Here is a 23,901-nt window from a genome sequence, read left to right as displayed (position 1 = left end):
TGGCGTACTCGGCGCGCATGCACGGGCGTTCCCCGCGTAGGCGGGGGTGATCCGTTGTCCCACGGAGTGTGGTGCTGGTAGTTGACGCGTTCCCCGCGTAGGCGGGGGTGATCCGAGCAGCGTGAACGAGTAGTGCCGCTTGTCCGCACGTTCCCCGCGTAGGCGGGGGTGATCCCCAGCTGAACGCCTCTGAGAATGGCCTGCTCATGCTGGTCGGACCAGGATGTCGCCCGTTCCTACAGCTGTCTCGATCGGACGCACCAAGCCTCCACGGACTGGTAGGTTCCGGCGGTGAGCGAGCACCTGCCCGGTGGCGGCGAAGAGCTGTCGCCCGCCGACATCGACGCCCTCCCCGCCAGGTGGTCGGGCTGCTGGACCCCGAACGAGGTTGCGCGCCAACTGGCCGGCGTCACCACACCCTGGTACGTGGCCGCGGGCTGGGCGCTGGACCTGTTCCTCGGGGCGCAGACACGCCAGCACGGCGATCTCGAGATCGCGGTTCCCGCAGCCGGGTTCCCCGAGATCCGCAACCGCCTCTCCCACTACGCCTTCGACGCGGTCGGCAGCGGCCGAATCTGGGAGAGCCCCTCGCCCGAGGTGCTGGCCGCCACCCACCAGACCTGGCTCCGCGATCCGGAGACCGGCGGCTACCTGGTGGATGTCTTCCGGGAACCGCACCATGGCGACACGTGGATCTGCCGGCGCGACGAGTCGATCCGGCTCCCCTACCGCGAGATCATCCACCGGTCCCGCGACGGCGTCCCCTATCTCGCACCCGAGTTCGTCCTGCTGTTCAAGGCCAAGCACATCCGGCCGAAGGATCGGGCGGACTTCGACGCGGTCCTCCCGCACATGTCCGCTGCGCAGCGCCAGACGCTGGCGGAGCTCCTCGCCCGCGTGCACCCGGACCACGACTGGCTCGCAGACCCTCGGCTCCAGCTGCGGTAGCCGGCGCCGTGTTCGCCGCTCGGCTTCCGCAGGCCCGCGAACGCGACACGGCCGGTCCCCGGTGACGGAGGATCCGTCACGTCCGGTCCCCATAGGATTCCGCCCATGCGTCCATTCCCCCGCATCACCGCGATCGTGTTCGTGCTGACCGCGGTACCGAGCCTGCTGCAGATCGCCTACCCCGCCCTGGAGACGAACCTGCGGCGCGATCCCGCCCTCATCGCCGACGGACAGCTCTGGCGGCTCGCCACCTCCTCGCTCGTCCAGGACAGCGGAGTGCCGGGCACCATCAGCAACCTGCTCTTCCTCCTCGTACTGGGGTGCCTGGCGGAGCGCGTCGTCGGCCCCGGCAGATGGGTGCTGTTCTTCCTCAGCGGGGTCGCCCTCGGCCAGGTCGGGGGGCTGCTGTTCGACACCGTCGGCGCCGGGAGCTCGATCGGGCTGTGCGGCCTGGTCGGCGGCATGGCCGTGGCCGCGTGGCGCGGTCGCGATCCGCTGCCCGCCGCGATCGGCGCCCTTTACGCCTTCCTGCTCGTCGGGGCAGCCGTCGACGCCGTGTGGTCCTATGCGGCCGCAGTCGCCGCGTCGGGCCTGATCATCGCCCTGCGGCACCGGGTGCCGCGGTGGGCGTACCCACTGGTGGTTGGCGGGGTCGGCATCGGCCTGGCCGTGACCGCGGATCTGCACGGCCCGGCGCTGCTGGGTGGGCTGGTCGCCGGCGGCCTGGCCGACGCGAAGGCCGGAGCGTGGTCCTTTTCAGACACCGAGCGTTCAGACACCGAGCGGCAGCACCCCGGTGCGCCCGAGGAGGTCCGAGCTGACCTCGACCGATAGGGCGGGATGGGCGCCGGCACGGGTTCGGGCGAGTTCAGCCGGGATCTCCGCCGGGGTGCTGCGGTTTTGGGCGATCGCGAGCCGGTTGTCACCCGGAGGGAGAAAAGTCCGAGTGGCGAGCGGTCACGGACCGAACGGATCGGAATATTCAGCTGGGACAACGCCGGGGTGAGGGATCGATGTTCCTCCGTCAACGCATCCACTACGGGGTGGACGCGTTGACGGGAGGAACACATGCGATCCAGAAGATGGTTGTCCGCCGCGCTCGTCGGCGGACTGGTCCTGGCGGGTCTCCCCGGCGCGACCGCGGCGGCGGTGCCGGCCGGGCCGGCGGTGCAGCCCGGTCCGCGGGTCGGTGCGACGACGCAGGTCGTCACGCTGATCACCGGCGACCGGGTGACCGTCGGGCCGGACGGACAGGTGACGGTCGCGCCCCGGTCGGGCGTCGACTTCATCGGGTCCGCCGATGCCGGGCACCGCTTCGTCATCCCCAGCGATGCGCTGCCCCTGGTCCGCGCGGGCAGGCTCGACAAGCGGCTGTTCGATGTGACGGAGCTGCTCGCGGTCGGTGCCGCGCGGCCCGGCGTGATGCCGCTGATCGTCTCGGGCGCGCCCGCCGTGCCGGGGCTCACGGCCGAGCGGAGACTGCCCGCTGTCCGCGGCTTCGCCGCGAAGGCACCGCTGGACACGCTCGCCGCCCGCTGGCCCGCGACCCGTGCGTCGCTGGCGGCCGGACCGAGGATCGCCGGGAAGGCGGCCGGTGCGGCGACGCCGGGCAAGATCTGGCTGGACGGCCTGCGCAAGCCCAGCCTCGACGTGAGCGTGCCGCTGATCGGGGCACCGACCGCGTGGTCGACGGGGTTCGACGGCACCGGCGTCACGGTCGCGGTGCTCGACACCGGCATCGACGCCACCCACCCGGACCTGGTCGGGAAGGTCGCCGACCACCGCAACTTCACCGAGGGTGAGGAGGACGACCTCGACCGGGTCGGCCACGGCACCCACGTCGCCTCGACCATCGCGGGCAGCGGCGCCGCCTCGGCCGGGAGATACAGGGGTGTGGCGCCGGGCTCCACGCTGCTCGACGGCAAGATCTGCACCCTGTACGGCTGTGCGGATTCGTGGATCCTCGCCGGCATGCAGTGGGCCGCGGAGTCCGGTGCCCAGGTGGTCAACATGAGCCTGGGCGGCCCGAACACCCCGGAGATCGATCCGGTGGAGCAGGCGGTCGACGACCTGTCCGCGCAGTTCGGGACCCTGTTCGTGGTCGCGGCCGGCAACGACGGGACCGACGAGTCGGTCGGCTCCCCGGCGACCGCCGCCGCGGCGCTCGCGGTCGCCGCGACCACCAAGACCGACGAGCTCGCCGACTTCTCCAGCCGGGGCCCGAGCCCGGATGCCGCGACGCTCAAGCCGGAGATCGGCGCTCCCGGCGCGGAGATCACCGCCGCCAACAGCAAGGACGGCGAGCTGGGTACGCCCGGTGAGCCCTACACGACCCTGTCAGGCACCTCGATGGCGACACCGCACGTCGTGGGCGCCGCGGCGATCCTCCGCCAGGCCCACCCGGGCTGGACGGGCGCGCAGCTCAAGGCCGCGCTGACGGCCTCGGCGAAACCGCTCGCCGGGATCGGGGTCTTCAGCACGGGCGCGGGCCGGGTCGACGTGGCCCGCGCGATCACCCAGCAGGTCACCACCAGCCCCGCCGCGATCAGCCTCGGGCTGCAGGAGTGGCCGCACACCGACGACCCGGTGGTCACCACCGAGGTCACGTACCGCAACTCGGGAACGGCTGCGGTGACGCTGCAGCTCGCCCTCACCGGCGACCTGCCCGCGGGGATCTTCTCGCTGAGCGCGCCGTCGGTGACGATCCCCGCCGGCGGCACCGCCTCGGTGACCCTGACCTCGGACACCCGCGCGGGCGGCGGCGCCACCGGCGGGATCGGTGGCGTGATCAGCGCCACCGGCGGCGCCATCAGCGTCCAGACGCCCTTCGGCGTCGTGCGGGAGGAACTCAAGCACGCGATCCACCTGTCTGCCAACGGCCGCGACGGCGCGCCGGCGGAGAACGCCTACACCAGCCTGGTCAACATCCAAACCGCTCGGTGGTACGACGTGGACGGCGCCGAGATGGACCTGCGCCTGCCGCCGGGCACCTACATCGCCAGCACCTACATCCCGGAGAGCGGCGGGATCCGCACGGTGCTCAGCTATCCGAAGCTGGTGATCAGCGGGCCGCAGACGATCCGGCTCGACGCCCGGCTCGCCAAGCCCTTCGACATCACCCTGCCCGACCCGTCCGCGAAGCCGTCGGCCAGCTTGTACATCGTGGACTACAACAGCGAGCGCTACGGGCTGTCCCAGACGTATTTCGTCCGCAACATCAGCAGCTACTTCACGGCGCACCTGGGCCCGCGCGACCTGCCCGAGCTGACCTCCAAGTTCCTGGCCGTCTACGGCCGCCCGGACGCGGAGGGGTCCTTCGACAAGACGCCCTTCACCTATACGGTCGCCCTGATCGAGCGCGGCTCGGCGATGACGGGCCTGACCAGGCACGTCGCGCAGAGGGATGTGGCGACGATCCGGACCGGCGTCGGAGCCTCGCAGCCCGGCACCAGGGGTGGCCGGAGCTTCGCGCTGGCGGTCCCCGGCGAGTTCCTCCAGACCTACATCGGCATCGAGCAACCGCTGCCGGTGACCCGCACCGACTACCTGATCTCCAATGCGCCGGTCGGCACCTGGACATCGGAGTGGGCCTCGCCCGAGGCGTGGGAACCGATCACCGCGCTCTTCGGCGCGACGGTCGACTACCGGCCGGGCCGCACCTATACGGAGCGGTTCAACCAGGGGGTCTTCGGACCGGCGGTCGGCCAGGACTTCGCGTCGCAGATGCCGCTCGTCCGGGAGGGCGACACGATGTACCTGCAGCCGGCGCTCTTCGGCGACGGTGCGGGACGGGCCGGGTACTTCTCCTACGACACCGCGAGGCTCGCGCTCTACCGCGGCGGGAAACTGGTCGCACAGACCTCCGAGCCGTGGGCCGTCGTGGATGTCCCCGCAGGCAGGGGGCACTACCGGCTGGAGGCGACGGCCACGCGGAACTCGCCGATGTCGACCCGGTCGTCGGCGGTCTGGACCTTCGACTCCGCGACCACGGCCGAGATGGCCGACCTGCCGCTGTCGTCGGTGAGCTTCGAACCGGACCTCGACGACGCCAACACCGCGCGGAAGGGTCGCTTCGAGGTGGTCCCGGTGCGGGTCGGCAGGCTGGCCGGGGCGGGCTCGATCACGTCGCTGTCGGTGGAGGTCTCCACCGATGACGGCGCCACGTGGCGGTCGGTGCCGGCGGTGAAGGTTCTCGGCCAGTGGCGGGTCCTGCTCCAGCAGCCGCATCAGGCCGGGTTCGTCTCGCTCCGGGCCACGGCCGCCGACTCCCGGGGCAACACGGTCACCGAGACGGTGATCAGGGCGTACGCGGTGCGCTAGTCCACGGTCGGCGTGCCGGTCCGACGATCGGACCGGCACGCCGACGCATGAGAGCGTCAGATCGTGCGCGGTGCCTTCGCGAGGTTCGCCGCCAACTCGGCCTTGTCCTGCTTGACGACGTAGGCCGGCCGGTCGCGCTCGACCCGCCACGACTCGCTCAGCGGGCTGACGTCGACCGCGTCGAACCCGATCTGGTCGTAGAGGTCCTCGACGAACGCGACCGCCTCGGGATGGTCCGACGAGACCGCCAGCGCGCGCCGGCCCGGTGTGCCGGACGGGGAGCCGTCGGTGGTGATGTCGGCGGCGCCGATGTGGTTGAACGCCTTGACCACCTTCGACGTGGGGAGGTGCTCCTGCAGCAGGCCCGAGGTGGTCGCCTTGCCGCTGTCGAGCTCGTCGATCCTGCCGTCGCGCTCCCAGTAGTAGTTGTTGGTGTCCAGGACGATCTTCCCGGCCAGCGGTTCGACGGGGACCTCGCGGTATCTGCCGAGCGGGACCGTGACGACCACGACGTCGCCTGCGGCTCCCGCTTCCTGCGCCGTCGCCGCTCGTGCGGACGGGCCGAGGTCGTCGATGAGCGCGGACAGCGATTGCGGGTCCCGCGAGTTCGCGATCACCACGTCGTGGCCGAGCGCGATCACCGCCCGGGCGACCTGGCTGCCGATATTGCCTGCTCCGATGATTCCAAATGTCGTCACGATCAAGCCAACCCGGCCGGGCCCACCTGGTATTCCCTCAACTCCGATCGGAGTGGTAGCCGTGGCGGTGTGCCCGTGGCGCCGGATGTCCGGCGCCACGAGCACACCTGCTCCGCCGTCTCAGGAGATGGCGAGTTCGGCGAACTGCATGCGGTAGAGGGGGTCGTTGGGGTTGGTGTTGCGCAGGCTGGTGCCGAGGATCCTGACGTACCGGGCGGTCTGCGCACCGAAGTCGAACGCCTGGGCCGTGCCGCTGACCGGCTTGGGGTAGGCGGTGCGGACGGCCACCGCGGTCCAGGTCGAGCCGTTGGCGGAGACCTCGATGCGGAAGTCGGCGGGGAAGCCCTCGCCGACGTTTCCGGCGTCGCTGCGGGGGTGGAGCGTCACCCGGCTGACGACCTTCGAGCTGCCGAGGTCGAGCTGCACGGACTCGGTGTGGTTGGCGCCGGTGCTGTTGGTGCTGCTCCACCCGGCCGAGGTCGGCGTCGAGGTGTTCTGGCCGTCGGTGAGCTTCGCCAGGCCCCAGCCGCAGCAGCCCTCGAAGGAGCTGCTCGCCGACACGGCCGACCCCGGGGCGAGGTTGGTGGTGCCGATCGTGGTCTGGAACTTCAGCGTCCGGTTGGCCTCGGCGCTGAACGTCGCGCCGCCGTTGCTGCTGTAGGCCCCGCCGCCGCCCGGGTAGGGCGCGGAGTCGTTGTAGGCCAGCCCGTAGCAGCCGCCCGTGGTCGCCGAGCGCACCACGATCGCGTACCGGCTGCCCTGGGTGACCGCGACCGACGTGCGGGCGGTGACGTTGCGGGGCGACCAGCCCACCGAGCCGGCGGCGACGGTGGTGGAGGCGAGCACCGCGCCGGTCGGCCGGGACGAGGCGTCGGCCTGGTAGACGTCGAGGGTGAGCCCGGCGGTGGGGGTGCCGGCCTGGAAGCTGGTGAAGGAGACGCTGGACAGGGTGCCCGTCCGCGACGCGGTGAAGGTCTGCGCGCGCTGCACCGAGCCGCCGATGTCACAGTAGCTGCGGAAGTCGGCGGCACCGCCGGTCCGGTCCAGGTCGGCCGGGTCCCGGTCGCTGCCCGCCGAGCCCGACACCAGCGCCAGCGGGAACGAGTTCTGGCAGGCGATCGGGTTGATCGAGCCGTCCCCGGCGAAGGTCAGCGGGCCCCAGTAGAAGTTGGCGAGGGCCTCGTTCGGCGCGGCGTTGTTCCACAGGTCGCTGCCGTAGAGGTACGAGGTCCCGCCGGTCACCGGCATCGCCGTGACGAACGCCGGCTGGCCGCCGCACGAGTTCGGGGTCAGCAGCGTCTTCGCCGACCAGGTGCCCAGCGGCGACGACGCGCGGCGATAGGAGGTGCCGGTCGTGCAGTAGCCGCAGTTCGGGTCGGAGAAGAGCACGTAGTAGGACCCGTCGCGCCGGAACATGGCCGGCGCCTCGGTCGAGCCCTGGTTCAGCCGCGTGTAGCTGCCGGTGCCCGACAGGTAGGCGGCGTTGAGCCGCTCGATCACCAGGTCGCCACCGGTACGCCAGTCGGTGTAGACCAGGTACGCGGTGCCGTCGTCGTCCACGAACACGTCGTGGTCGCCGTTGTTGACCCCGCCGACGGGCGCTGCGTTGTTGACCGCCAGCGTGGGGACGGCCGCCTCGGTGAACGGCCCGGTCGGCGCGGTGCCGGTGAAGACGTGGAATCCGTTGCTGTTGTCGTAGGTGTTGACCCACAGCACATACAGGCCGGTGCTCGCGTTGCGCACGACATGGGGCCGGTAGCAGCCGTAGGTGGCGCCGTTGCACCTGGTCTGCCAGGTGGGCGTGACCGCGTCGAACAGCGGGCCCTCGTCGGTCCAGTGCACCAGGTCCGGCGACGAGTAGGACTTGAACCCGCAGAACGCCGCGCCCGGCCCCTGCCAGCGGAAACCGCAGTCATAGCTGGTGCCGTAGAGGTAGTAGACGCCGTTGAAGACCGCGATCTCGCCGTCGTGCGCGTCGACCGCGTTGCCCCCGGTGTCGAATCGGATCACCTGCTGGCCGGCGGTGTTGAAGTTGGTCACGGTGGTGGTGTAGGCCGCGCTCGCGGGCACCTGCACGGCGAACGCGCCGAACGTGGCGGCCAGCAGGAGCGCGAGCAGCCACGCCACCCGCTTCCCTGCCGCCGGTCCTACCTGGATGGCCGATCTGTGCACGTGCGCCTCCTCGACATGGGTCCGTCCGGACACGACGAACTGACCTGCGCCGACAGCTCGGGCACGCCTGTGAATCGTTTCAATTCAGATCGGGTTTCCGGCTCGTGGCGAGCACGTTAAGGGCGGAGCCTCGCGGTGTCAAGGGTGATCACCGGCGCCGACGAGAGGCGCCCTCGCCCCGTCGCAATACTTCTCACAGATGGGCATTGATTCCCCGATTTGTGCGTCATATATTGATGATCACACATCTATGGTTGCCCGACCGAAGCATGCTGATTCCGGGAAGGTGGGGAATGGGACACGAATCGTCGCGGCCATCTGCAGCACTGGAACCCCTCAGGAGCCGGGCCCCCGGCACGTTCGCCGACCGCCATCGCCGCACCCTGCCTCGGGCCGCAGCCGCGATGGCGGCACTCGTGGTCATGATCCCCGCAACGGCGGCCTTCGCCGACTCGCTGCCCAATCTGCCGGAGAACGCCAACGGTTACGAAGCGTCGTTCTCCCCCGCCTACGACTACGACGGCGACGGGTGTTACGCCGTCTCGGCCATCAGCCCCGACGGCACGCTCAACCCCGGGCTGAACACCACCGGCGCTGTCAACGGCAGCTGCCGGGACCAGTCCGATCTGGACAGATCCCAGACGTACGCCAGGTCGAAGTGCAACAACGGCTGGTGCGCGATCGTCTACGCCAGCTACTTCGAGAAGGACCAGGCCGTGGCCGGAAGCGGCCTCGGCGGCCACCGGCACGACTGGGAACACGTCATCTCCTGGGTCAACCAGGCGTCCAACCAGGTCGAGTTCGTGACCACCACGCAGCACTCCAGCCAGGTCACCTATCCGCGCTCGCAGGTGCGTTTCGACGGAACGCACCCCAAGACCGTCTATCACAAGGACGGCTGGTCGACGCACTTCTTCCGGCTCGCCAACGGCAACGACGAGCCGCCGGAGAACCACTACCACAACTGGCGCTATCCGCCCGTCGTCGGCTGGAACGGATGGCCCAGCACCCAGCTTCGAGACAGGCTGATGACCGCCAACTTCGGATCCGCGACCATCAAGATCAAGGACGGCTCGTTCGAATCCCTCCTCACCGCGTCCAAGCCCGCCGGGATCCCGTTCAACCCGCAAGGCTGAACCCGCGAGAGGTGAGCCGCAGCGTGACCACCCGTTCCCGAGCCGCCTTGCCGGTTCGGGAACGGTTAGGCTAACCTCACTTCACCTACAACGTGTAGGAGATTAGTCCGCCCCACGGAGCGCCATCATGAACGCGTTCGTCCCCACCTTCCTGATCGGCCTGCGGGAGGGGCTGGAAGGCGCTCTGGTCGTCACCGTCCTCGTCGCCTTCCTCGTCAAATCCGACCTGCGCACCAAGCTGCCCTACGTGTGGCTCGGGGTGGGGGTTGCCGTTGCGCTCTCGGTGGGATTCGCCGCGCTGCTGGAGTTCACCAGCGCCAACCTCGTCTCGCACCGCAAGGAGCTCTTCGAGGCGACCGCCTCGATCACCGCGGTGGCCTTCGTGACCTGGATGGTCTTCTGGATGCGCCGAGCGGCCCGGTCGATCGGCGGCGACCTGCGCGGCAAGCTCGGCCACGCGGTGGAGATGGGGTCGTTCGCGGTCGTCGTGACCGCGTTTCTCGCCGTGGCCCGGGAAGGGCTGGAGACGGCGCTGTTCTTCTTCGCCACCGTCCGCAGCGCGACATCGGGCTGGTCCGTGATCGCGATCGTCACCGGTCTCGCCGCGGCCGCCGCGATCGGCCTCGGCCTCTACGCCAGCGCGGTAAGGATCAACCTGACGAAGTTCTTCACCTGGACAGGGGCGTTTCTCATCGTCGTCGCCGCCGGGATCTTCAAGTACGGCGTGCACGACCTCCAGGAGGCGGACATCGTGCCCGGCCTCAACCGGCACGCCTTCGACATCAGCCACCTCCTCGACCCCACCACCTGGTACGCCGAAGTCCTGCGCGGCACGTTCAACGTCACCCCCGTACCGACCGTGCTGGAGACCGTGGCCTGGCTTGCCTACGCCCTGCCCGTCCTGCTGCTCTTCCTGCGTCCCCGGCGGACGCCGGCGCCCGCCCCGACCGAAGGATGACCGTGCGCTCCACCGTTGTGTGCCTGACCGCTTTCGCCCTGCTCGGCCTGACCGCCTGCACGAGCGACCCCGACGCTCCCGCCGCCGACGACGCGGTCATCACCGTCACCGCGAACGAAACCGCCTGTCAGGTCTCGCGCACCGACTCGCCGGCAGGCACCGTCACCTTCCGCATCGCCAACACCGGCACCAAGGTCACCGAGTTCTACCTCTACGCCGAGGGCGACCGGGTCATGGGCGAGGTCGAGAACATCACGCCCGGCCTGACCCGGGAACTCACCGTCGGCCTGCCGCCAGGCGACTACCAGACCTCATGCCGCCCCGGCATGACCGGCACCGGCATCCGCGCCGCCTTCTCCGCGACCGGGTCGGCTCCACCCGTGAACGACGACGCGAAACTCACCGCGGCCACCGACTCCTACCACCGCTATGTCATCAGCCAGAGCGACGCGCTGCTCACCCGGACGACCGAGTTCGCCGCAGCGGTCAAGGCCGGCGACACGGCCCGGGCCAAGGCCCTCTATCCGGTGTCCCGCACCTACTTCGAACGCATCGAGCCGGTCGCGTCCAGCTTCGGCGACCTCGACCCGAAGATCGACGGCCGCGCCGACGTCATCGCCGAGGGCATGGCGTTCACCGGCTACCACCGGCTGGAGCGCGACCTCTGGACCGGCCGGAGCCTCGCCGCCGACGGACCGATCGCCGACCAGCTCGTCGCCGACGTGACCGAACTCGTGGCCCGCGTCAAGGGCCTCGAGCTGACGCCGCTGCAGCTCGCCAACGGTGCCAAGAGCCTGCTCGACGAGATCGCCACCGGGAAGATCACCGGCGAGGAGGAGCGCTACTCCTACACCGATCTGTGGGACTTCCAGGCCAACCTGGAAGGATCCCGGGCCGCGATCCAGGCGCTGCGCCCCGCGCTGCAGGACCGCGCGCCCGACCTCGTCGTCGCCCTCGACGAGAGGTTCGCCGTCGCACAGGACACCCTCGCCGAACACGCGGTCGGCGACGGCTGGAAGCTGCACCCCCAGCTGACGCAGGTCGAGCTGCGCGAGCTCTCCGACGCCGTCAACGCCCTCGCCGAGCCCGTCAGCAAGGTCGCAGCGGCGGTCGCCCGCTGAGCTCGCATGACGGCGGGTTCGGGCCGGTCACAGCAGGGCGAGCCACTCCTCGGCGACTTCCACGAACTCCAGGACCGCCACCGCCACCGCCGCGAGCAGCGACACCGACAGTCCTACGACGGCGATGGGGTCACGCCAGCTGTGCTGTCGGCGGGGCGCGATCAGGGCGCTGACCCGCTGGACCGCGCCCGCGCCGTGCAGGCCCATCGCCGGCTCGAAGCGCCGGTGGGAACCGGCAAGGGATGCCTTCGCCACCGCCCTGGCCACGAGTTCGCGGTCGCCCACCTCCGCCGCGGCGTCCTCGTCGGCCCAGCGTTCCACCAGGTGCGAGACGAGCGACGCCATGGGCCGCAGCAACGGGTTCACCGCGGCCGCCCAGGCCGCCGCCGACACCAGCCGATGGTGGCCGCGGGCCAGGTGGGCCTGCTCGTGAGCGAAGAGGACGCGCCGCTCGTCGACGTCGAGCAGGCGGAGCATGCCCGACGTCATCAGGATGTGCCCGGGACGTCCGGGAACCGCCACCGCGAACGGCTCCGGACTGTCGGCGATCACCAGCCCGGCGTTGGGCCGACCCAGCTGCCGCAGGTCTCCGAGAACCCGCATTCGGATCCGGACCAGGCGTCCCAGCCGCACCGACCCCGCGAGGAGCAGCACCGCCGCCGCCAGCGCCACCCAGCCGGGTACGGGCTTGGGCAACCCGAGATCGGGCCGATGGTCGTAGGCCGACAACGGCGGCAGATCGTCGAAGAGCGTCAACGCCAGCAGGGCGAGGCAGCAGACCGACGCCGTTCCGGCGACCACGGCGGCAGCGGCCACCGTACGCGCGGCGAGCGACGGGGCGGCCCGTGCCGACATCCACCGAGATGCCCACGGCAGTGCGACCGACAGCAGCAGCGGGAGGTAGACCCACGTCCTCACGACCGGGCCCCGCGGTCCCGCAGCATCTTCCGCAGGAGCTCGGCCTCCTGATCGTCGAGGGAGGCGGCGAACTGCTGCAGCACCTGCTCCCGGTCGCCGACGCCGGACAGGGTCGCCCGCAGCTTCTCCGCCGCCGCCGCCGCTTCGTCGCGTGTGGGCCAGTAGACGTGCGCACGGCCTCGGGGCGCGCGCTGCACGAGGTGCTTGTCGGCCAGCCGGGACAGGATCGTCTGCACGGTGTTGTAGGCGAGGTCCGCGCCGACCTGGGCATTCACCTCGGCCGGTGTCATCGGGGCGCTGGCCGCCCACAGGACGGCCATCACCTGCGCTTCCAGAGACCCTGCCGCACGTCGGCGCCGATCGGCATCGCTCACCGCACCACTTTACCCAGCGTGGCGAGGCGGGGTGGAGCCGCCACACCCCGCGACACCTACAGCTTGTAGGAGTAGTGTCTGTTCTCGGAACGCACCTGCGGAAGGCGAGGCACATGGTGAGATGGTCGCCTCGATCCACCGCAGGCACCCGGCCGCTGTGGATCACGGCTGCGGCCGGTACGGCGTTCGCCACCCTCGCCTTCGCTGTCGCCCATCACGTCACGGGCCTGAGCCGGCCGGACGTTGCCCTCAGCCTCGCGGCACACCGGTTCGCCGACTCCCATCCAGCCTGGTTGACGGCGATGGCTGCGGCGACCCGCGCCGGTGATGCCGCGATCGTCATGCCCGTAGCCGCTGTCGCCGTCGGCCTGCTGGCCTGGAAGCGACTCCGGCACTCGGCCGTCGTCATCGCCGCCAGCCTGATCCTGATCCCCCTCATCAGGCTCGGCCTCAGCGTCGCCTTCCACCGCCCGCGTCCGCAGGATCCGCTGTCGGCCGCCCATGGCTGGGCGTTCCCCTCCGGCCACACCACCACCGCCGCCGTCGCCGCACTGGTGGCGGCGTACGCCGTGTGGCCGTACACCCGACGGGCCTGGCAACGCGGCGCCGTGGTCGCCGGCGCCGCCGCATGGGCGATCACCGTGGCGATCAGCCGGGTCGCCCTGGTGGTGCACTGGCCGAGCGACGTGATCGGCGGGCTGCTGCTCGCGACCGCCCTGGTCGCGCTGATCACCTGGTTCACCGCCGCGTTCGGACCACCGCGCGGCGGCCCGCACACCGAGCAGGCCCGCCGGGAACGTGACGACCGGAGCTCCCCCACGTTGCAAGAGCGAGCGTCACGGTCCCGCAACACCGTTGACCCGTGTCAGCCCACCACCTCGGAGAAAACGTGATCGCCCACCTCGCCGCCACCGCCATCGGGCCGGACTTCCTCGACCCGCACCGGCTCATCTCCACCTTCGGCCTGATCGGCATCCTCGTGATGGTCTTCGCCGAGTCGGGGCTGCTCATCGGGTTCTTCCTGCCCGGCGACTCGCTCCTGTTCACCACCGGCCTGCTCATCGCCGACGGCTCCTACCTGCACCAACCACTGTGGGTCGTGTGCGGGCTCATCAGCGTCGCCGCCATCGCCGGGGACCAGGTCGGCTACGCCTTCGGCAAGCGGGTCGGACCGGCCCTGTTCCGCCGCCCCGACTCACGGCTCTTCAAACAGGAGAACCTCCGCAAAGCGGAGGAGTTCTTCGCCCGGCACGGCGCCCGCTCGATCATCCTGGCCCGATTCGTACCCCTCGTGCGGACCTTCACACCCGTCATCGCCGGTGCGAGCAGCATGCACTACCGCACGTTCCTCACCTACAACATCATCGGCGGGATCGCCTGGGGCACCGGAGTCACCGTGCTGGGGTACTTCCTCGGCCAGGCCCCGTTCGTCAGGAACAACATCGAGTACATCTTCGTCGGCATCGTCGCCGTCTCCTTCATCCCGATCCTGGCCGAGGTCGTTCGTGCTCGACGCAGGAAGAACCCGGCAGATGTCGCCGACTGACGCGTACCCTCTGCTCGCCGACCCGCCAGAGCGCGCATGCCGCACCCAGATCCGTGGCTCCCGTGACGTTGCAGTCGTAGAACGGGATCATGGTGCCGTTGGCGGTGACGTCCTCCATCAGGTCTATATCGCGCCGTTCCGCACCGCGGGCACGGCACCCGGCCACGATATATCGACATTGACCGAAGTCATGGCCGAGCGCATACTGGCGTGACAACGTTGTCACCCTGTCCGGAGGGGCCATGCCGCGCCACCTCGTCCGCCGCGCTCTGGTCGCAGCGCTCCTCGCCGCCGCAGGCGTCACGATCACCCCGGCTGCCCCGGCGAGTGCCGGGACCGGGAGCGACTACCCGGAGTTCCCCTACCCCGCGACCGCCTACGACGAGCCGCTGCGCGGGCAGTTCCACTTCAGCCCGCGCGGCGGGTGGATGAACGACCCCAACGGGATGGTCTACTACCGGGGCGCCTACCACCTGTTCTTCCAGCACAACCCGCACGGGCTCGCGTGGGACACGATGCACTGGGGCCACGCCACCAGCCCGGACATGGTCCACTGGACGCAGCGGCCGATCGCCCTGGAGCCCGGTGTGCACGCCGGTGACCTGTGGTCCGGCAACGCGGTCGTCGACACCGCCAACGTCACCGGCCTCAAGAGCGGCGCGGACGACCCGATCATCGTCTTCGCCGGGACCAACGGCGTCACCGTCCACTACAGCCTCGACGGCGCGCAGACGTTCCAGACCTACGACCACGGGCGCAAGGTCGCCGTCCCGAGCGGGACCAGCCGCGACCCGCACGTCTTCTGGCACGCGGCGAGCGGCCGCTGGGTGATGGTGGTGTGGGCCGACGGCGGCGGCAACGGCGCGGTCTTCTACACCTCGACCGACCTGCTGAACTGGACCTACCGCAGCCGCTACGCCGCCGGCTGGTTCTTCGAGTGCCCGGACATGTTCCCGCTGCCCGTGGACGGCAACGCCGCCAATCCGCGGTGGGTGCTCGCGGACGCGTCCGGGGAGTATGTCGTCGGCCGCTTCGACGGGGTCGCGTTCACCCCCGACGGGAGCTCGCCGCAGCGGATGGACCAGGGCACGACCACTCCCGACGGGACGTTCTACGCCGCGCAGACGTTCACCGGCGTACCGGACGGGCGGGTGGTGCAGATGGCGTGGCAGCCCGGCAACCACGGCAGCACGTGGACGGGCGACCAGACGTTCCCGGTGGAGCTGGCGCTCAAGACGTTCCCCGAGGGGATCCGGCTGACCCGGACGCCCGTGCGGGAGATCGACAGCCTGCGCAGCGGCGGGCTGGCGTACACCAGCAGGGTCATCACCACCGCGGCCGCGAGCAACCCGCTGGCCGGAGTCGCCGCGGACACCTATGAACTGACCGCCGAGTTCGACACGGCCGGCGCGACCGCGACCACGTTCGGGTTCCGGCTGCACACCCGTGCGGACGGCACCGCCGACCGGACGGTGACCTATTCGCGGGCGGCGCAGACCCTCGACGGCCGCCCGCTGCCCGCCGCCAACGGGCGGGTGCGCGTGCGGGCGCTCGTCGATCGGGGCCAGCTGGAGCTGTTCGGCAACGACGGGCAGCTGTCCATCAGCGACAACGTCTCCTTCAACTCCGCAGCGTCCAGCCAGGGCATCCAGATCTTCGCCACCGGCGGCAGCGTCACGCTCGTCTCGGCGCAGTTCCACCGGCTCGGCCGCGCCTGGGGGACCGCCGAGTCCACCCTCGCCTCGAACCTCGCCGGACCGTGGACACCCGCGGGCGGCACCTGGACCGACACCGCCGGCGGCAAGCAGGGGCAGGCCGCGGCCGACGCGTTCTACCTCAGCGCGGCCAGCGGCACCGACTTCACCTACGAGGGCGACCTGCAGGTCGGGACCGGTGTGGCGGCCGCGCTCACCTTCCGGGCCAACGCCGCCGCGACCCAGCACTACACCGCCAACATCGACGCCACCGGCCTGGTCCGGCTCTGGCGCCCCGGCGCGGTCATCGCGAGCCATCCGACCCCGATCACGCGCGGACGCGTCTACCACCTGGCCGTCGTGGCGAGCGGTGCGAGGATCCGGGTGTACGTGGACCGCGGCCCCGTGCCGGTGATCGACGCGACCGACGGGACCTACGCGTCGGGACGGTTCGGGATCAACGTGTTCAACGGCACCGCGACCGCCACGAACCTCCACGTCGGCGGAACCGGGTTCACGACGAACCTCGCCGGGCCGTGGCGCCCGGTCGGCGGCGCCTGGACCAGCCCGGCGGGCGGGGTGCGGGTCAGCGCCCCCGGGGACGCGTTCTACCTGAGCTCCAGCACCGCCGCCGACCTCACCCTTGAGGCCGACGTGCGGGTGGTCGCCGGGGTCGCGGCCGCGCTGACGTTCCGGGCCTCCGCCGACGCGAGCCAGCACTACACGGCCAACATCGACACCGCCGGGATGGTGAAGCTGTGGCGGCCGGGCCGCGACATCGCGACCTACCCCACGGCCGTTCTGGAGGGGCGGACCTACCGGCTGAAGGTGGTCGCGCGAGGGACGGGCATCGCCGTCTACCTGGGCGGGGTGAAGGTGATCGACGCCGTCGACGGGACCTACGCGAGTGGTTACCTGGGAGTCAACGGTTTCAACGGTGTCGCGACCTTCCAGAACGTCACGGTGAGCGCCTGATCTCGTCGATGAGCGTCGGCATGCGGCTTAGACTTGCGTGATGACCGTGATCGACTGGCTGCTCGACGGTGACCCGGCGATCCGCTGGCAGGTCATGCACGATCTCCTGGACGCCCCCGCCGACGAGGTCGGCGCCGAGCGGGCGCGCGTCGAGCGCGAGGGCTGGGGAGCCCGCCTGCTGGCGCTCCAGGGCACCGACGGGCTGTGGGACGGTGGCGCGCTCTTTCCGGCGGACTACACCCGCGACGAGCCCGGCCAGCCGTGGACGACGACGATGCACGTCCTGCAGACCCTGCAGCTGTGCGGGCTCGACCCGGCCTGCGGCGCCGCGCGGCGGGCAGTGTCGCTCGTCGCCGCGAACGCCCGCTGGGAGCATGACGGCCAGCGCTACTTCGACGGCGAGGTCGAGCCGTGCATCAACGGCCGCACCGTCGAGACGGGCGTCTACTTCGGCATCGAGGTGGCCCCGATCGTGCAGCGGCTGCTGGGCGAGCGGCTCGCCGACGGCGGGTGGAACTGCGAGGCCGAGCACGGCTCGGTCCGCTCCTCCGTCGACACGACCGTCAACGTGCTCGACGGACTGCTCGCCTTCGAGCAGGCGACCGGCGGGTCCGACGGCGTTCGCGAGGCTCGCCGGAGCGGGCAGGAGTACCTGCTCGAACGAGCCCTGTTTCGCCGCAGGAGCACCGGCGAGGTCGTGAACCCGCACTACCTGGACTTCGCGTTCCCGTACTACTGGCATTACGACGTGCTGCGGGCCCTGGACTACTTCCGCCGCTCGGGTGCCGCGCGGGATCCCCGCATGGCCGAGGCCGTGGCGGTGGTGCGTTCGCAGCAGCAGCCGGACGGCCGGTGGTTGCTCGGCCGCGTCCACCCCGGACGGGTGTGCTTCGCGCTGGAGGGCGGCGTGGGCGAGCCGAGCCGGTGGAACACCCTGCGGGCGCTGCGGGTCCTACGCTGGTGGGACGGCGAGCCCTGAGTCCTGTCCGGACGGTCGGGGCGGGCCGCATCACGGGGAGGGCCACGCCGCCGCGGCCGTGCTGGACGCGTCGGTCTCGACTCTCCCCGATCTCAGGGCCCGGCTGTCGTTGACGGCGTCGATTTCCGCCGGCGCGACAGCCACGACCACCGTCTGCGCCGGGAGGCCGGGGCCGGCTGCTGCGGCGGTTCGGTATAGCTGGTGGTGGTCAGGAAGTCGAGCACACCGGTGACGGTGAGGACCTGCTCGACGACGCCGTGGGCTCCCCGAATGGTCATCCCGATGCCGTCCGCCCCGGTGCTCTGCTTGGCGGTCAGCAGGCAGCGGATGCCGGTGGAGTCCATGAACCGCACCTGTGCCAGGTCCACGACGACCAACGCGGGCTGCTGGCCCGCGGCCGCGGTCAACGCGTCGGCAAGGCGCCCCGCGGCGGTCATGTCGATATCGCCAGCCAGGGCGACGACCACGGTGTGCCCGTGGCGTTGCGAGGTCGCGCTGAACGTGCCGGGAGGCGGAGCGGTCACCCTGCATGTCTAGCACACGAATCCCGCTCGACCAATCACCGTTCGCGTTGGTGTGCACGGATCGCCGAAGCTGACAGTTTGCGCACAGCCGCGCGAACATGGAACGAGCGTGTGAGAATCGGCGGGTGAGTACTCGGCGAGTGAAGACCGACGTGGCGACCGTGCTGCAGTCGGTGCAGGACAAGTCCAGCGCGAGCAGCAGCGACCCCGTGCTGGCGGCCCTTGCCGACGCGCACGCCCGCCGGATGAAGGCCGAGGAGGAGATCCGGCTGCTGCTGGCTTACGCACGCCGATTCGTCTACCCCCACCCCTATACGTACGGGGAGCTCGCCGGGGCGGCCGGAATCTCCGTGTCGGGCGCCCGCACGGCCTACGGCCCCCAGGATGTCGAGAAGGTCGCCGAAGCGACCGGGCTGCAACCGGTGGACGCCGACGGCGAGGACAGCTGACCCGCCCGTACGCGTGACGCGTACGGGCGGTCGGCTGCGACGCCTCGGTGCCGGTGTCAGCGCAGGCCGTTGACGACCTGGGTCGCCTTCGCCTCGTGCTTGGCGTAGGCGTCGGGATAGGCCGAGACCTGCACGGTCTGCGCGGCGACCGTCACCGGCATGTTCTGCCAGCCGTCCACCTGGACCAGGCCCTTGTAGAACTGGGTCGCGGCGAACTTCGGCTGCATCAGCTTCTGCACCGGGCCCCAGCCGGAGCTGGACCGCTGCTGGAAGAGGCCGACCGAGTCGTGGTCGGAGCCGACCCCCTCGTGCGCCACGGTGGTCGACTCCGGCAACACCGTGCTGCCGAGGTTGTAGAGATTGCTCTCCTGCATCGCGGTCGACAGCGCGATGACCATCGCCTTCTTCGGCAGGCCCATCTCCTTGCCGGCCTCGACGATGGCGCGGGCGTTCTTGGTCTGGGTCTCGTCCAGGCCGGCGACGGTCTTCACGGCGGGCTTCGCCGCAGGCTTGGCGGCGGCTACGGGCTTCGCCGCGACGGTCACTCGCTGTACCGAGCGGTTGGCGGCACCGGCCGCAGCGCCACGGTCACTTGCAGTAACCGTGGAATTACTGCTAGTGTTCTTCGTGTCGGCGGCGGCAGCGGGGCCGTGAGTCGCGATGGCGCCCAGGGCTGCGACGGCCAGGCATCCGAAGAGGCCGGCGGCGGCAGCGATCGTGCGGGGCTTCGTGTTCAGTCCTCGTTGACTACGCATGTCAGCAAGGTTGGCAGCGGATTCCGGCTGCGCCAAGGTTTTCCCCTGGGTACAAAACTCACACTTCGTTTTTGTCGGATATCGGAATTCTGCCCGTATATGTAGCTTTTGACGAAGCTGAGTGGTCTCGCTCGCCCGGATCCGATCCCGGTGTCCCCTTGACCATCGGTCAGGAAGTGACCCCGGCCGTGACCGCAGCGCCCGCGATCACCACCTCCAGGCAGTCACGGAACAGGTCGTCCACGGTGCGGCCGGGCTGGAAATAGTCGGTGATCGCGGCCACCACGGTCGGGTGCCGCCCGGTGAACGCCGCCATGTCGAAGTCCTTCAGCGCCTCGGCGTCCGGTCGGGGGGCCTGCTCCTCGAGGACGTGGCCGACCGTGAACCGCTCGACGGTCAGGACGATCACCCGGGCCCGCCGCAACGGGACGCCGCCCGCGACCAGGGTGCTCATCGCCAGTTCCGAGATCGCCGCCATGGTGTCGGAGAGCTGGGCGGCGGAGACGACCCGGGCGCCGTCCGGGTGGGCGAGCAGCGCTCGGCGCAGCCGCTCGGCGAGATTGCTCAACCAGTCCCGCCAGTGGTGATCCGGCTCGGGCGGCGACATCCCGGCGAACTCCTGGTCGAGGATCGCGTCGGCGACCGCGGTGACCAGCGCCGCCTTGTTGGGGAGATGCCAGTAGAGGGTCGGTGACTGCACACCGAGCCGCGCGGCGAGTCTGCGCATCGTCACGCCGTCGAAGCCTTCCGCGTCCAGCAGGGCGACGGCCTCGGCGACGATCCGCTGTCGGTCCAATGCCAACTCGACACCTCCTCCCGGCACTCTATCAGTGCTAGAGTCTCTAACACTGATAGAGAGAAGGATGAGGGATGACGAGCAACCACTCTTTCCGCGCCCTGCTGCACCTGACGACACATCGCCTCCCCGGAGTCCCCGCGCATGTCGAGCGTCCGGCCGGGCACCACGGCACGGCGGCCCACGGCCGCACCACCCCTCGTCCGTCGCCGAACCAGCGGCGGAGCCACTCGCCGGCCCGCCCCGCCCGGTTCCTGCCGGCCTGGCAGCGCCGGGTCGCGGCGATCTTCGGCCACGAGGTGTGAGGAGCCCGCACAGCCGTCGGCATCGACCGATCGTCAGATGAGGATCGCCTGGTCGTGCGGTGATGCAGGCGCGCAGTCGTTGACTTGAATAGAGGGATGCGTGCCTCCGGCGATGGCCGGGGGCCGTGCGTCTATGGTCGATCGGGCGCCGGGAGCCCTGCCCTCCCGGCCCCGCAGGTCTTGTCGTCGCCACGGCATCGGAGGGGTCTTGGATACGGAACGCGTGCCTGCGGTCGATCCCGGTAAGGGATATGACGCGTTCATCTCCTACGCGCACACCGATGCCCTCGCCGCCCGGCTGCTGCAGCGGGCGTTGCGGACCTTCGGCAAGCCGTGGCACCGGCGGCACGCCCTTCGCGTCTTCCGGGACGAGACGGCGCTGGCTGCCGCACCACGGCTGTGGGCGGCGCTGGAGGCGTCCCTGGACGCTTCGCGGTATTTCGTGCTGCTGGCCTCGCCGGAAGCGGCGGCATCGGCATGGGTCGGCAAGGAGATCGACCACTGGCTCCGGACGAAGTCCGCCGACACCATCCTCATCGCGCTGACCGGCGGCGACCTGGTCTGGGACGAGGCCGCGGGCGGGTTCGACCAGAGTCGCACCACCGCGCTGCCGCCATCGGCGGTGCGGGCGTTTCCGGTCGAGCCGCTCTACATCGATCTGCGCTGGCTGCGAAGCCATACCGGGGATCCGGCACGTGATCCCCGGTTCCAGGCCGCCGTCGCCGACCTCGCGGCGCCGATCCACGGCCGCTCCAAGGACGAGATGTTCGGTGAGGAAGTCCGCCAGCACAAGCGCACGCTGCGGCTGGTACGCGGGGTCATCGCGACGCTGACCGTGCTCACACTCGCGGTCGCCGGAGCCGGGGTGCTGTTCCTCCGCCAGCGAGACACGGCACGCACCGAACGGGATCGCGCGGAACAGCTGAGCAAGATCGCATTGTCGCGTGCCCTGTCGGCCGACGCCCGCGAGAGCACACAGGACTCGCCCGACCTGTCGCTGCTGCTCGGGATAGAGGCGTACCGGACCGAGCCCACCCGGCAGGGACGTGATGCGCTCGTCGGATCGCTGTCGGCGCGTACCGATATCGTGCAATTCCTGCGCGGATCCTCACTGCCGACGTCGGCGATCGCCTTCTCTCCCGACGGCGCCACCGTCGCGGCGGTCGACGACCGGAGCACACTGCGCTTCTGGCAGCTGGGTAAGCCGACGCCGGCGGGCAGGTCCGAGCAGAAACTCGGTGTCGGGTCCGTCGAGACCATGCGCTACACGCCCGACGGCAAGACCCTGGCCCTGGCGGGCAGCGACGGGCTGACGCTCGTCGACGCGGCCTCGGGCGCCCCCACGGGAGCGCCGGTCACGCTCGGCGGCCTGCACCCGACCGCCCTGGCCTTCAGCCCCGACGGACTCTCCGTCGCCCTGACCGGCTGCGAGGTGGAGGGCAACACCTGCGTCGGCGGCGCCGCAGCCGTCGTCGACCTCCGCCGACGCGAGCAGCGCCTGCACCGCGTCCTGTCGGAGTACCCGCTCGACAGCGTCGCCTTCGCACCCGACGGTGCTTCGCTGGCGGTCGGCACCGGCCGGGGAGAGGTGCTGCTGGCAAGCGTGGCGTCCGGCGCGGTCACCGCGCTGACCGGACCGGCGACCCGTCATCCCGACAGCGTCGAAGCGCTCCGGTTCTCCGCCGACGGGCGCGCGCTCACGTCGGTCAGCGGCACGGCGTCCCCGGCACCGGAGCCGACCGACGAACTCGCCCCTCCTACCGCCATGACCTGGGATCTCGCGACGCGGCGCCGGACAGGCCAGCCGGTCAAGCTGCCGGTCCAGGCATCCGGCGAGCAGGCGTTCAACATCGCGCTGAGCCCGGACGGAACTCTCGTCACCGCCGGTGACTCGCCGGTCGTGCGATTGTGGAACCCGCGTACCGGTGCGCCCATCCGGGAGCTGCGCGGGCACCACGCCGCCATCGGCACGGCGGCGTTCAGCTCCTCCGGCGACCTGCTCGCCACCGGCGACTCCGGCGGCGGCATCATCGTCTGGCGGCTGGCCGGCCACCGGTTCACCGCGGGAGCCGCGGCACACCGCGTCCTCGATGGAGAGTGGTACGAGAAGGTCGCCGCCGACGCCTCGGGGAGACTCATCGCCGCCGCCACCCCGACCGGGGAACAGATCGTCGTCTGGGACAGGACGACCGGCACCGTCCGATCCGTCATCCCGTGGAGCCCGGCCCACGGCACGACGGGTCTCGAGTTCAGCCCCGACGGCTCGACGCTCGCCGTGTCCGCCGAGGACGGGCCGGTGACCAGCTGGGGGGTCATCATCTCGCTGCACGGTGTCGCGGCCTTCTTCGACACCGCGACCGGTCGACAGCGCGGATCCCTGCTCGATCTCGGCGATCAGGCGGTCGGCATGACCTACCAGCCCGGCGGGAACGTGGTGGCGGTCGCCACCTCGGCGGCCGGCGGCGACAGCGCAACCGTCGTCATCCTCGACGCCGCCAGCGGCGCACGGCTGCGGGAGCTTCCCGTCCCGGCCCCGATCAGCCGGATCGCTTTCAGCCACGACGGCCAGACCCTCGCCGTCGCGGACGCCGAGGGCAGGATCTCCCTCTGGGACGCCGACAGCTACCGGCGAAAGGGTTCCGACATCACCGCCGTCCCCCGACAGCCCTTCAACGACCTCGCGTTCAGCCCCGACGACCGCCTCCTCGCCTACGCCCAGCGCAAACCCGCCGGCACGTCGTCGTCGAACGCCGCCTGGCACCCGGTCGCCATCGCCGACATGACCACCCGGAGGCAGCTGCCGGTGGTCATCTCCGCTCCGGGCGAGCGCGAAGTCGACACCCTCGCCTTCAACCCCGACGGCAGCCGGCTCGTGGGAGCCGTGGAGGCACCCGACGCACGCTCGGACGGTCAGACGCTGATCTGGAGCACCGCCAGCGGCGAAGTCGTCCAGCAACCCCTGAGCGGTCAAACCGGAGGCGTCTACGACCTGGTCACCACCGAACCCGGCGACGGAACCGTCCTCGTGGGAGCCGATGACAACGGCGTCGTCTTCTGGCAGCTGGATCCGCGGTCGTGGATCGCCGAGGCCTGTCGCGTCGTCGGCCGGGACCTCACCGCCGCCGAATGGGACGAGCACATCGGACCCGGACTCCCCTACCACTCGACGTGCGGATTGCCGGGACCCGCCGCCACGAAGGCTGTGGCACGCCCGTCGTAGGGCTACGGTCATC

20 protein-coding genes and 1 CRISPR repeat array (1 of these 21 cut by a window edge) are annotated in these 23,901 nt (G+C 70.8%); of the genes, 13 read left to right on the top strand and 7 right to left on the bottom strand.

All coding sequences use genetic code 11. The features are described 5' to 3' along the window. Positions 1-175: a CRISPR direct-repeat array (repeat unit 28 nt; unit sequence GCGTTCCCCGCGTAGGCGGGGGTGATCC) (it extends 98 nt beyond the left edge of the window). Positions 176-291: 116 nt separating this feature from the next. The 3 genes from F4553_RS38330 (at position 292) to F4553_RS38320 (ending at position 5,268) form a co-directional block, all read left to right on the top strand. Then, positions 292-948, top strand: coding sequence for a nucleotidyltransferase domain-containing protein (locus F4553_RS38330; protein WP_184846380.1), 657 nt, complete (start codon positions 292-294; stop codon positions 946-948). Positions 949-1,053: 105 nt separating this feature from the next. Beyond that, the gene (locus F4553_RS38325) at positions 1,054-1,782 is read left to right on the top strand and encodes a rhomboid family intramembrane serine protease (protein ID WP_184846378.1); all 729 of its coding nucleotides are present in this window, start codon (positions 1,054-1,056) and stop codon (positions 1,780-1,782) included. A gap of 234 nt (positions 1,783-2,016) precedes the next feature. Then, positions 2,017-5,268, top strand: a complete 3,252-nt coding sequence (locus F4553_RS38320; protein WP_184846376.1) for a S8 family serine peptidase — start codon at positions 2,017-2,019, stop codon at positions 5,266-5,268. Positions 5,269-5,324: 56 nt separating this feature from the next. Here F4553_RS38320 and F4553_RS38315 read toward each other — a convergent pair whose 3' ends face one another. Together F4553_RS38315 and F4553_RS38310 are read right to left on the bottom strand one after the other, a co-directional pair. Further along, positions 5,325-5,966 carry an NADPH-dependent F420 reductase gene (locus F4553_RS38315; RefSeq protein WP_184846374.1) on the bottom strand — a complete coding sequence of 214 codons (642 nt, stop codon included), beginning with the start codon at positions 5,964-5,966 and terminating at the stop codon, positions 5,325-5,327. A gap of 120 nt (positions 5,967-6,086) precedes the next feature. Next, positions 6,087-8,138: a family 43 glycosylhydrolase gene (locus F4553_RS38310; protein WP_184846371.1), complete on the bottom strand. Its 2,052-nt coding sequence runs from the start codon at positions 8,136-8,138 to the stop codon at positions 6,087-6,089. A 404-nt stretch (positions 8,139-8,542) separates the two neighbouring features. On the opposite strand from F4553_RS38310, the gene F4553_RS38305 reads away from it, so the two are divergent. The 3 genes from F4553_RS38305 to efeO all read left to right on the top strand — a co-directional run bounded on the left by F4553_RS38305 (position 8,543) and on the right by efeO (position 11,353). Continuing rightward, positions 8,543-9,274, top strand: coding sequence for an NPP1 family protein (locus tag F4553_RS38305; RefSeq protein ID WP_221470647.1), 732 nt, complete (start codon positions 8,543-8,545; stop codon positions 9,272-9,274). 127 nt (positions 9,275-9,401) lie between these two features. After that, positions 9,402-10,232: an iron uptake transporter permease EfeU gene (gene efeU, locus F4553_RS38300; RefSeq protein WP_184846367.1), complete on the top strand. Its 831-nt coding sequence runs from the start codon at positions 9,402-9,404 to the stop codon at positions 10,230-10,232. Between the two features lie 2 nt (positions 10,233-10,234). Continuing rightward, entirely contained in the window at positions 10,235-11,353 is a 1,119-nt protein-coding gene (efeO, locus tag F4553_RS38295; protein WP_446680438.1) for an iron uptake system protein EfeO, read from the top strand. A 27-nt stretch (positions 11,354-11,380) separates the two neighbouring features. On the opposite strand, the gene F4553_RS38290 is transcribed toward efeO, so the two are convergent. Beyond that, complete coding sequence (locus F4553_RS38290) at positions 11,381-12,271, bottom strand: M56 family metallopeptidase (RefSeq protein WP_184846363.1); 891 nt, start codon at positions 12,269-12,271, stop codon at positions 11,381-11,383. Next, complete coding sequence (locus tag F4553_RS38285) at positions 12,268-12,645, bottom strand: BlaI/MecI/CopY family transcriptional regulator (protein WP_312875548.1); 378 nt, start codon at positions 12,643-12,645, stop codon at positions 12,268-12,270. Before F4553_RS38285 ends, F4553_RS38290 begins: the two co-directional genes overlap by 4 nt. Before the next feature lie 113 nt (positions 12,646-12,758). Here F4553_RS38285 and F4553_RS38280 point away from each other — a divergent pair, with 113 nt between their 5' ends. The 4 genes from F4553_RS38280 (at position 12,759) to F4553_RS38265 (ending at position 17,839) form a co-directional block, all read left to right on the top strand. Then, positions 12,759-13,538 carry a phosphatase PAP2 family protein gene (locus F4553_RS38280; RefSeq protein ID WP_184846361.1) on the top strand — a complete coding sequence of 260 codons (780 nt, stop codon included), beginning with the start codon at positions 12,759-12,761 and terminating at the stop codon, positions 13,536-13,538. Then, entirely contained in the window at positions 13,535-14,191 is a 657-nt protein-coding gene (locus F4553_RS38275) for a DedA family protein (protein WP_312875575.1), read from the top strand. Before F4553_RS38280 ends, F4553_RS38275 begins: the two co-directional genes overlap by 4 nt. A gap of 242 nt (positions 14,192-14,433) precedes the next feature. Next, positions 14,434-16,860: a glycoside hydrolase family 32 protein gene (locus tag F4553_RS38270; protein WP_184846359.1), complete on the top strand. Its 2,427-nt coding sequence runs from the start codon at positions 14,434-14,436 to the stop codon at positions 16,858-16,860. Between the two features lie 40 nt (positions 16,861-16,900). After that, a complete protein-coding gene (locus F4553_RS38265; protein WP_184846357.1) occupies positions 16,901-17,839 on the top strand; it encodes a prenyltransferase/squalene oxidase repeat-containing protein in 939 nt (312 codons plus the stop codon). Positions 17,840-17,931: 92 nt separating this feature from the next. On the opposite strand, the gene F4553_RS38260 is transcribed toward F4553_RS38265, so the two are convergent. Further along, complete coding sequence (locus F4553_RS38260; RefSeq protein WP_184846355.1) at positions 17,932-18,363, bottom strand: STAS domain-containing protein; 432 nt, start codon at positions 18,361-18,363, stop codon at positions 17,932-17,934. A 125-nt stretch (positions 18,364-18,488) separates the two neighbouring features. Here F4553_RS38260 and F4553_RS38255 point away from each other — a divergent pair, with 125 nt between their 5' ends. Then, complete coding sequence (locus F4553_RS38255; protein WP_184846353.1) at positions 18,489-18,812, top strand: hypothetical protein; 324 nt, start codon at positions 18,489-18,491, stop codon at positions 18,810-18,812. 56 nt (positions 18,813-18,868) lie between these two features. Here the strand turns inward: F4553_RS38255 and F4553_RS38250 are convergent, their stop codons facing one another. Further along, positions 18,869-19,357: a hypothetical protein gene (locus F4553_RS38250; protein WP_184846351.1), complete on the bottom strand. Its 489-nt coding sequence runs from the start codon at positions 19,355-19,357 to the stop codon at positions 18,869-18,871. Positions 19,358-19,736: 379 nt separating this feature from the next. Continuing rightward, on the bottom strand, positions 19,737-20,369 hold the full coding sequence (locus tag F4553_RS38245) for a TetR/AcrR family transcriptional regulator C-terminal domain-containing protein (RefSeq protein ID WP_184846349.1): 633 nt from the start codon (positions 20,367-20,369) through the stop codon (positions 19,737-19,739). A 68-nt stretch (positions 20,370-20,437) separates the two neighbouring features. Between F4553_RS38245 and F4553_RS38240 the strand changes: the two genes are divergently transcribed. Together F4553_RS38240 and F4553_RS38235 are read left to right on the top strand one after the other, a co-directional pair. Continuing rightward, positions 20,438-20,668 carry a hypothetical protein gene (locus tag F4553_RS38240; RefSeq protein ID WP_184846348.1) on the top strand — a complete coding sequence of 77 codons (231 nt, stop codon included), beginning with the start codon at positions 20,438-20,440 and terminating at the stop codon, positions 20,666-20,668. Positions 20,669-20,876: 208 nt separating this feature from the next. Continuing rightward, on the top strand, positions 20,877-23,888 hold the full coding sequence (locus F4553_RS38235; protein ID WP_184846346.1) for a TIR domain-containing protein: 3,012 nt from the start codon (positions 20,877-20,879) through the stop codon (positions 23,886-23,888). The last annotated feature ends 13 nt before the right edge of the window (positions 23,889-23,901 follow it).

This window comes from Allocatelliglobosispora scoriae, from assembly GCF_014204945.1.
GTDB classification, from domain to species: domain Bacteria; phylum Actinomycetota; class Actinomycetes; order Mycobacteriales; family Micromonosporaceae; genus Allocatelliglobosispora; species Allocatelliglobosispora scoriae.
Note: the sequence above shows the minus strand (reverse complement) of the source record. Positions and strands in the feature narration are given on the sequence as shown.

Bases quoted from the DNA above. Each gene is read 5' to 3' on its own strand.
- F4553_RS38265 (WP_184846357.1), top strand. From the start codon at position 16,901: ATGACCGTGATCGACTGGCTGCTCGACGGTGACCCGGCGATCCGCTGG.
- F4553_RS38270 (WP_184846359.1), top strand. From the start codon at position 14,434: ATGCCGCGCCACCTCGTCCGCCGCGCTCTGGTCGCAGCGCTCCTCGCC.
- efeU (WP_184846367.1), top strand. From the start codon at position 9,402: ATGAACGCGTTCGTCCCCACCTTCCTGATCGGCCTGCGGGAGGGGCTG.
- F4553_RS38280 (WP_184846361.1), top strand. From the start codon at position 12,759: ATGGTGAGATGGTCGCCTCGATCCACCGCAGGCACCCGGCCGCTGTGG.
- F4553_RS38305 (WP_221470647.1), top strand. From the start codon at position 8,543: ATGGCGGCACTCGTGGTCATGATCCCCGCAACGGCGGCCTTCGCCGAC.
- F4553_RS38320 (WP_184846376.1), top strand. From the start codon at position 2,017: ATGCGATCCAGAAGATGGTTGTCCGCCGCGCTCGTCGGCGGACTGGTC.
- F4553_RS38325 (WP_184846378.1), top strand. From the start codon at position 1,054: ATGCGTCCATTCCCCCGCATCACCGCGATCGTGTTCGTGCTGACCGCG.
- F4553_RS38240 (WP_184846348.1), top strand. From the start codon at position 20,438: ATGACGAGCAACCACTCTTTCCGCGCCCTGCTGCACCTGACGACACAT.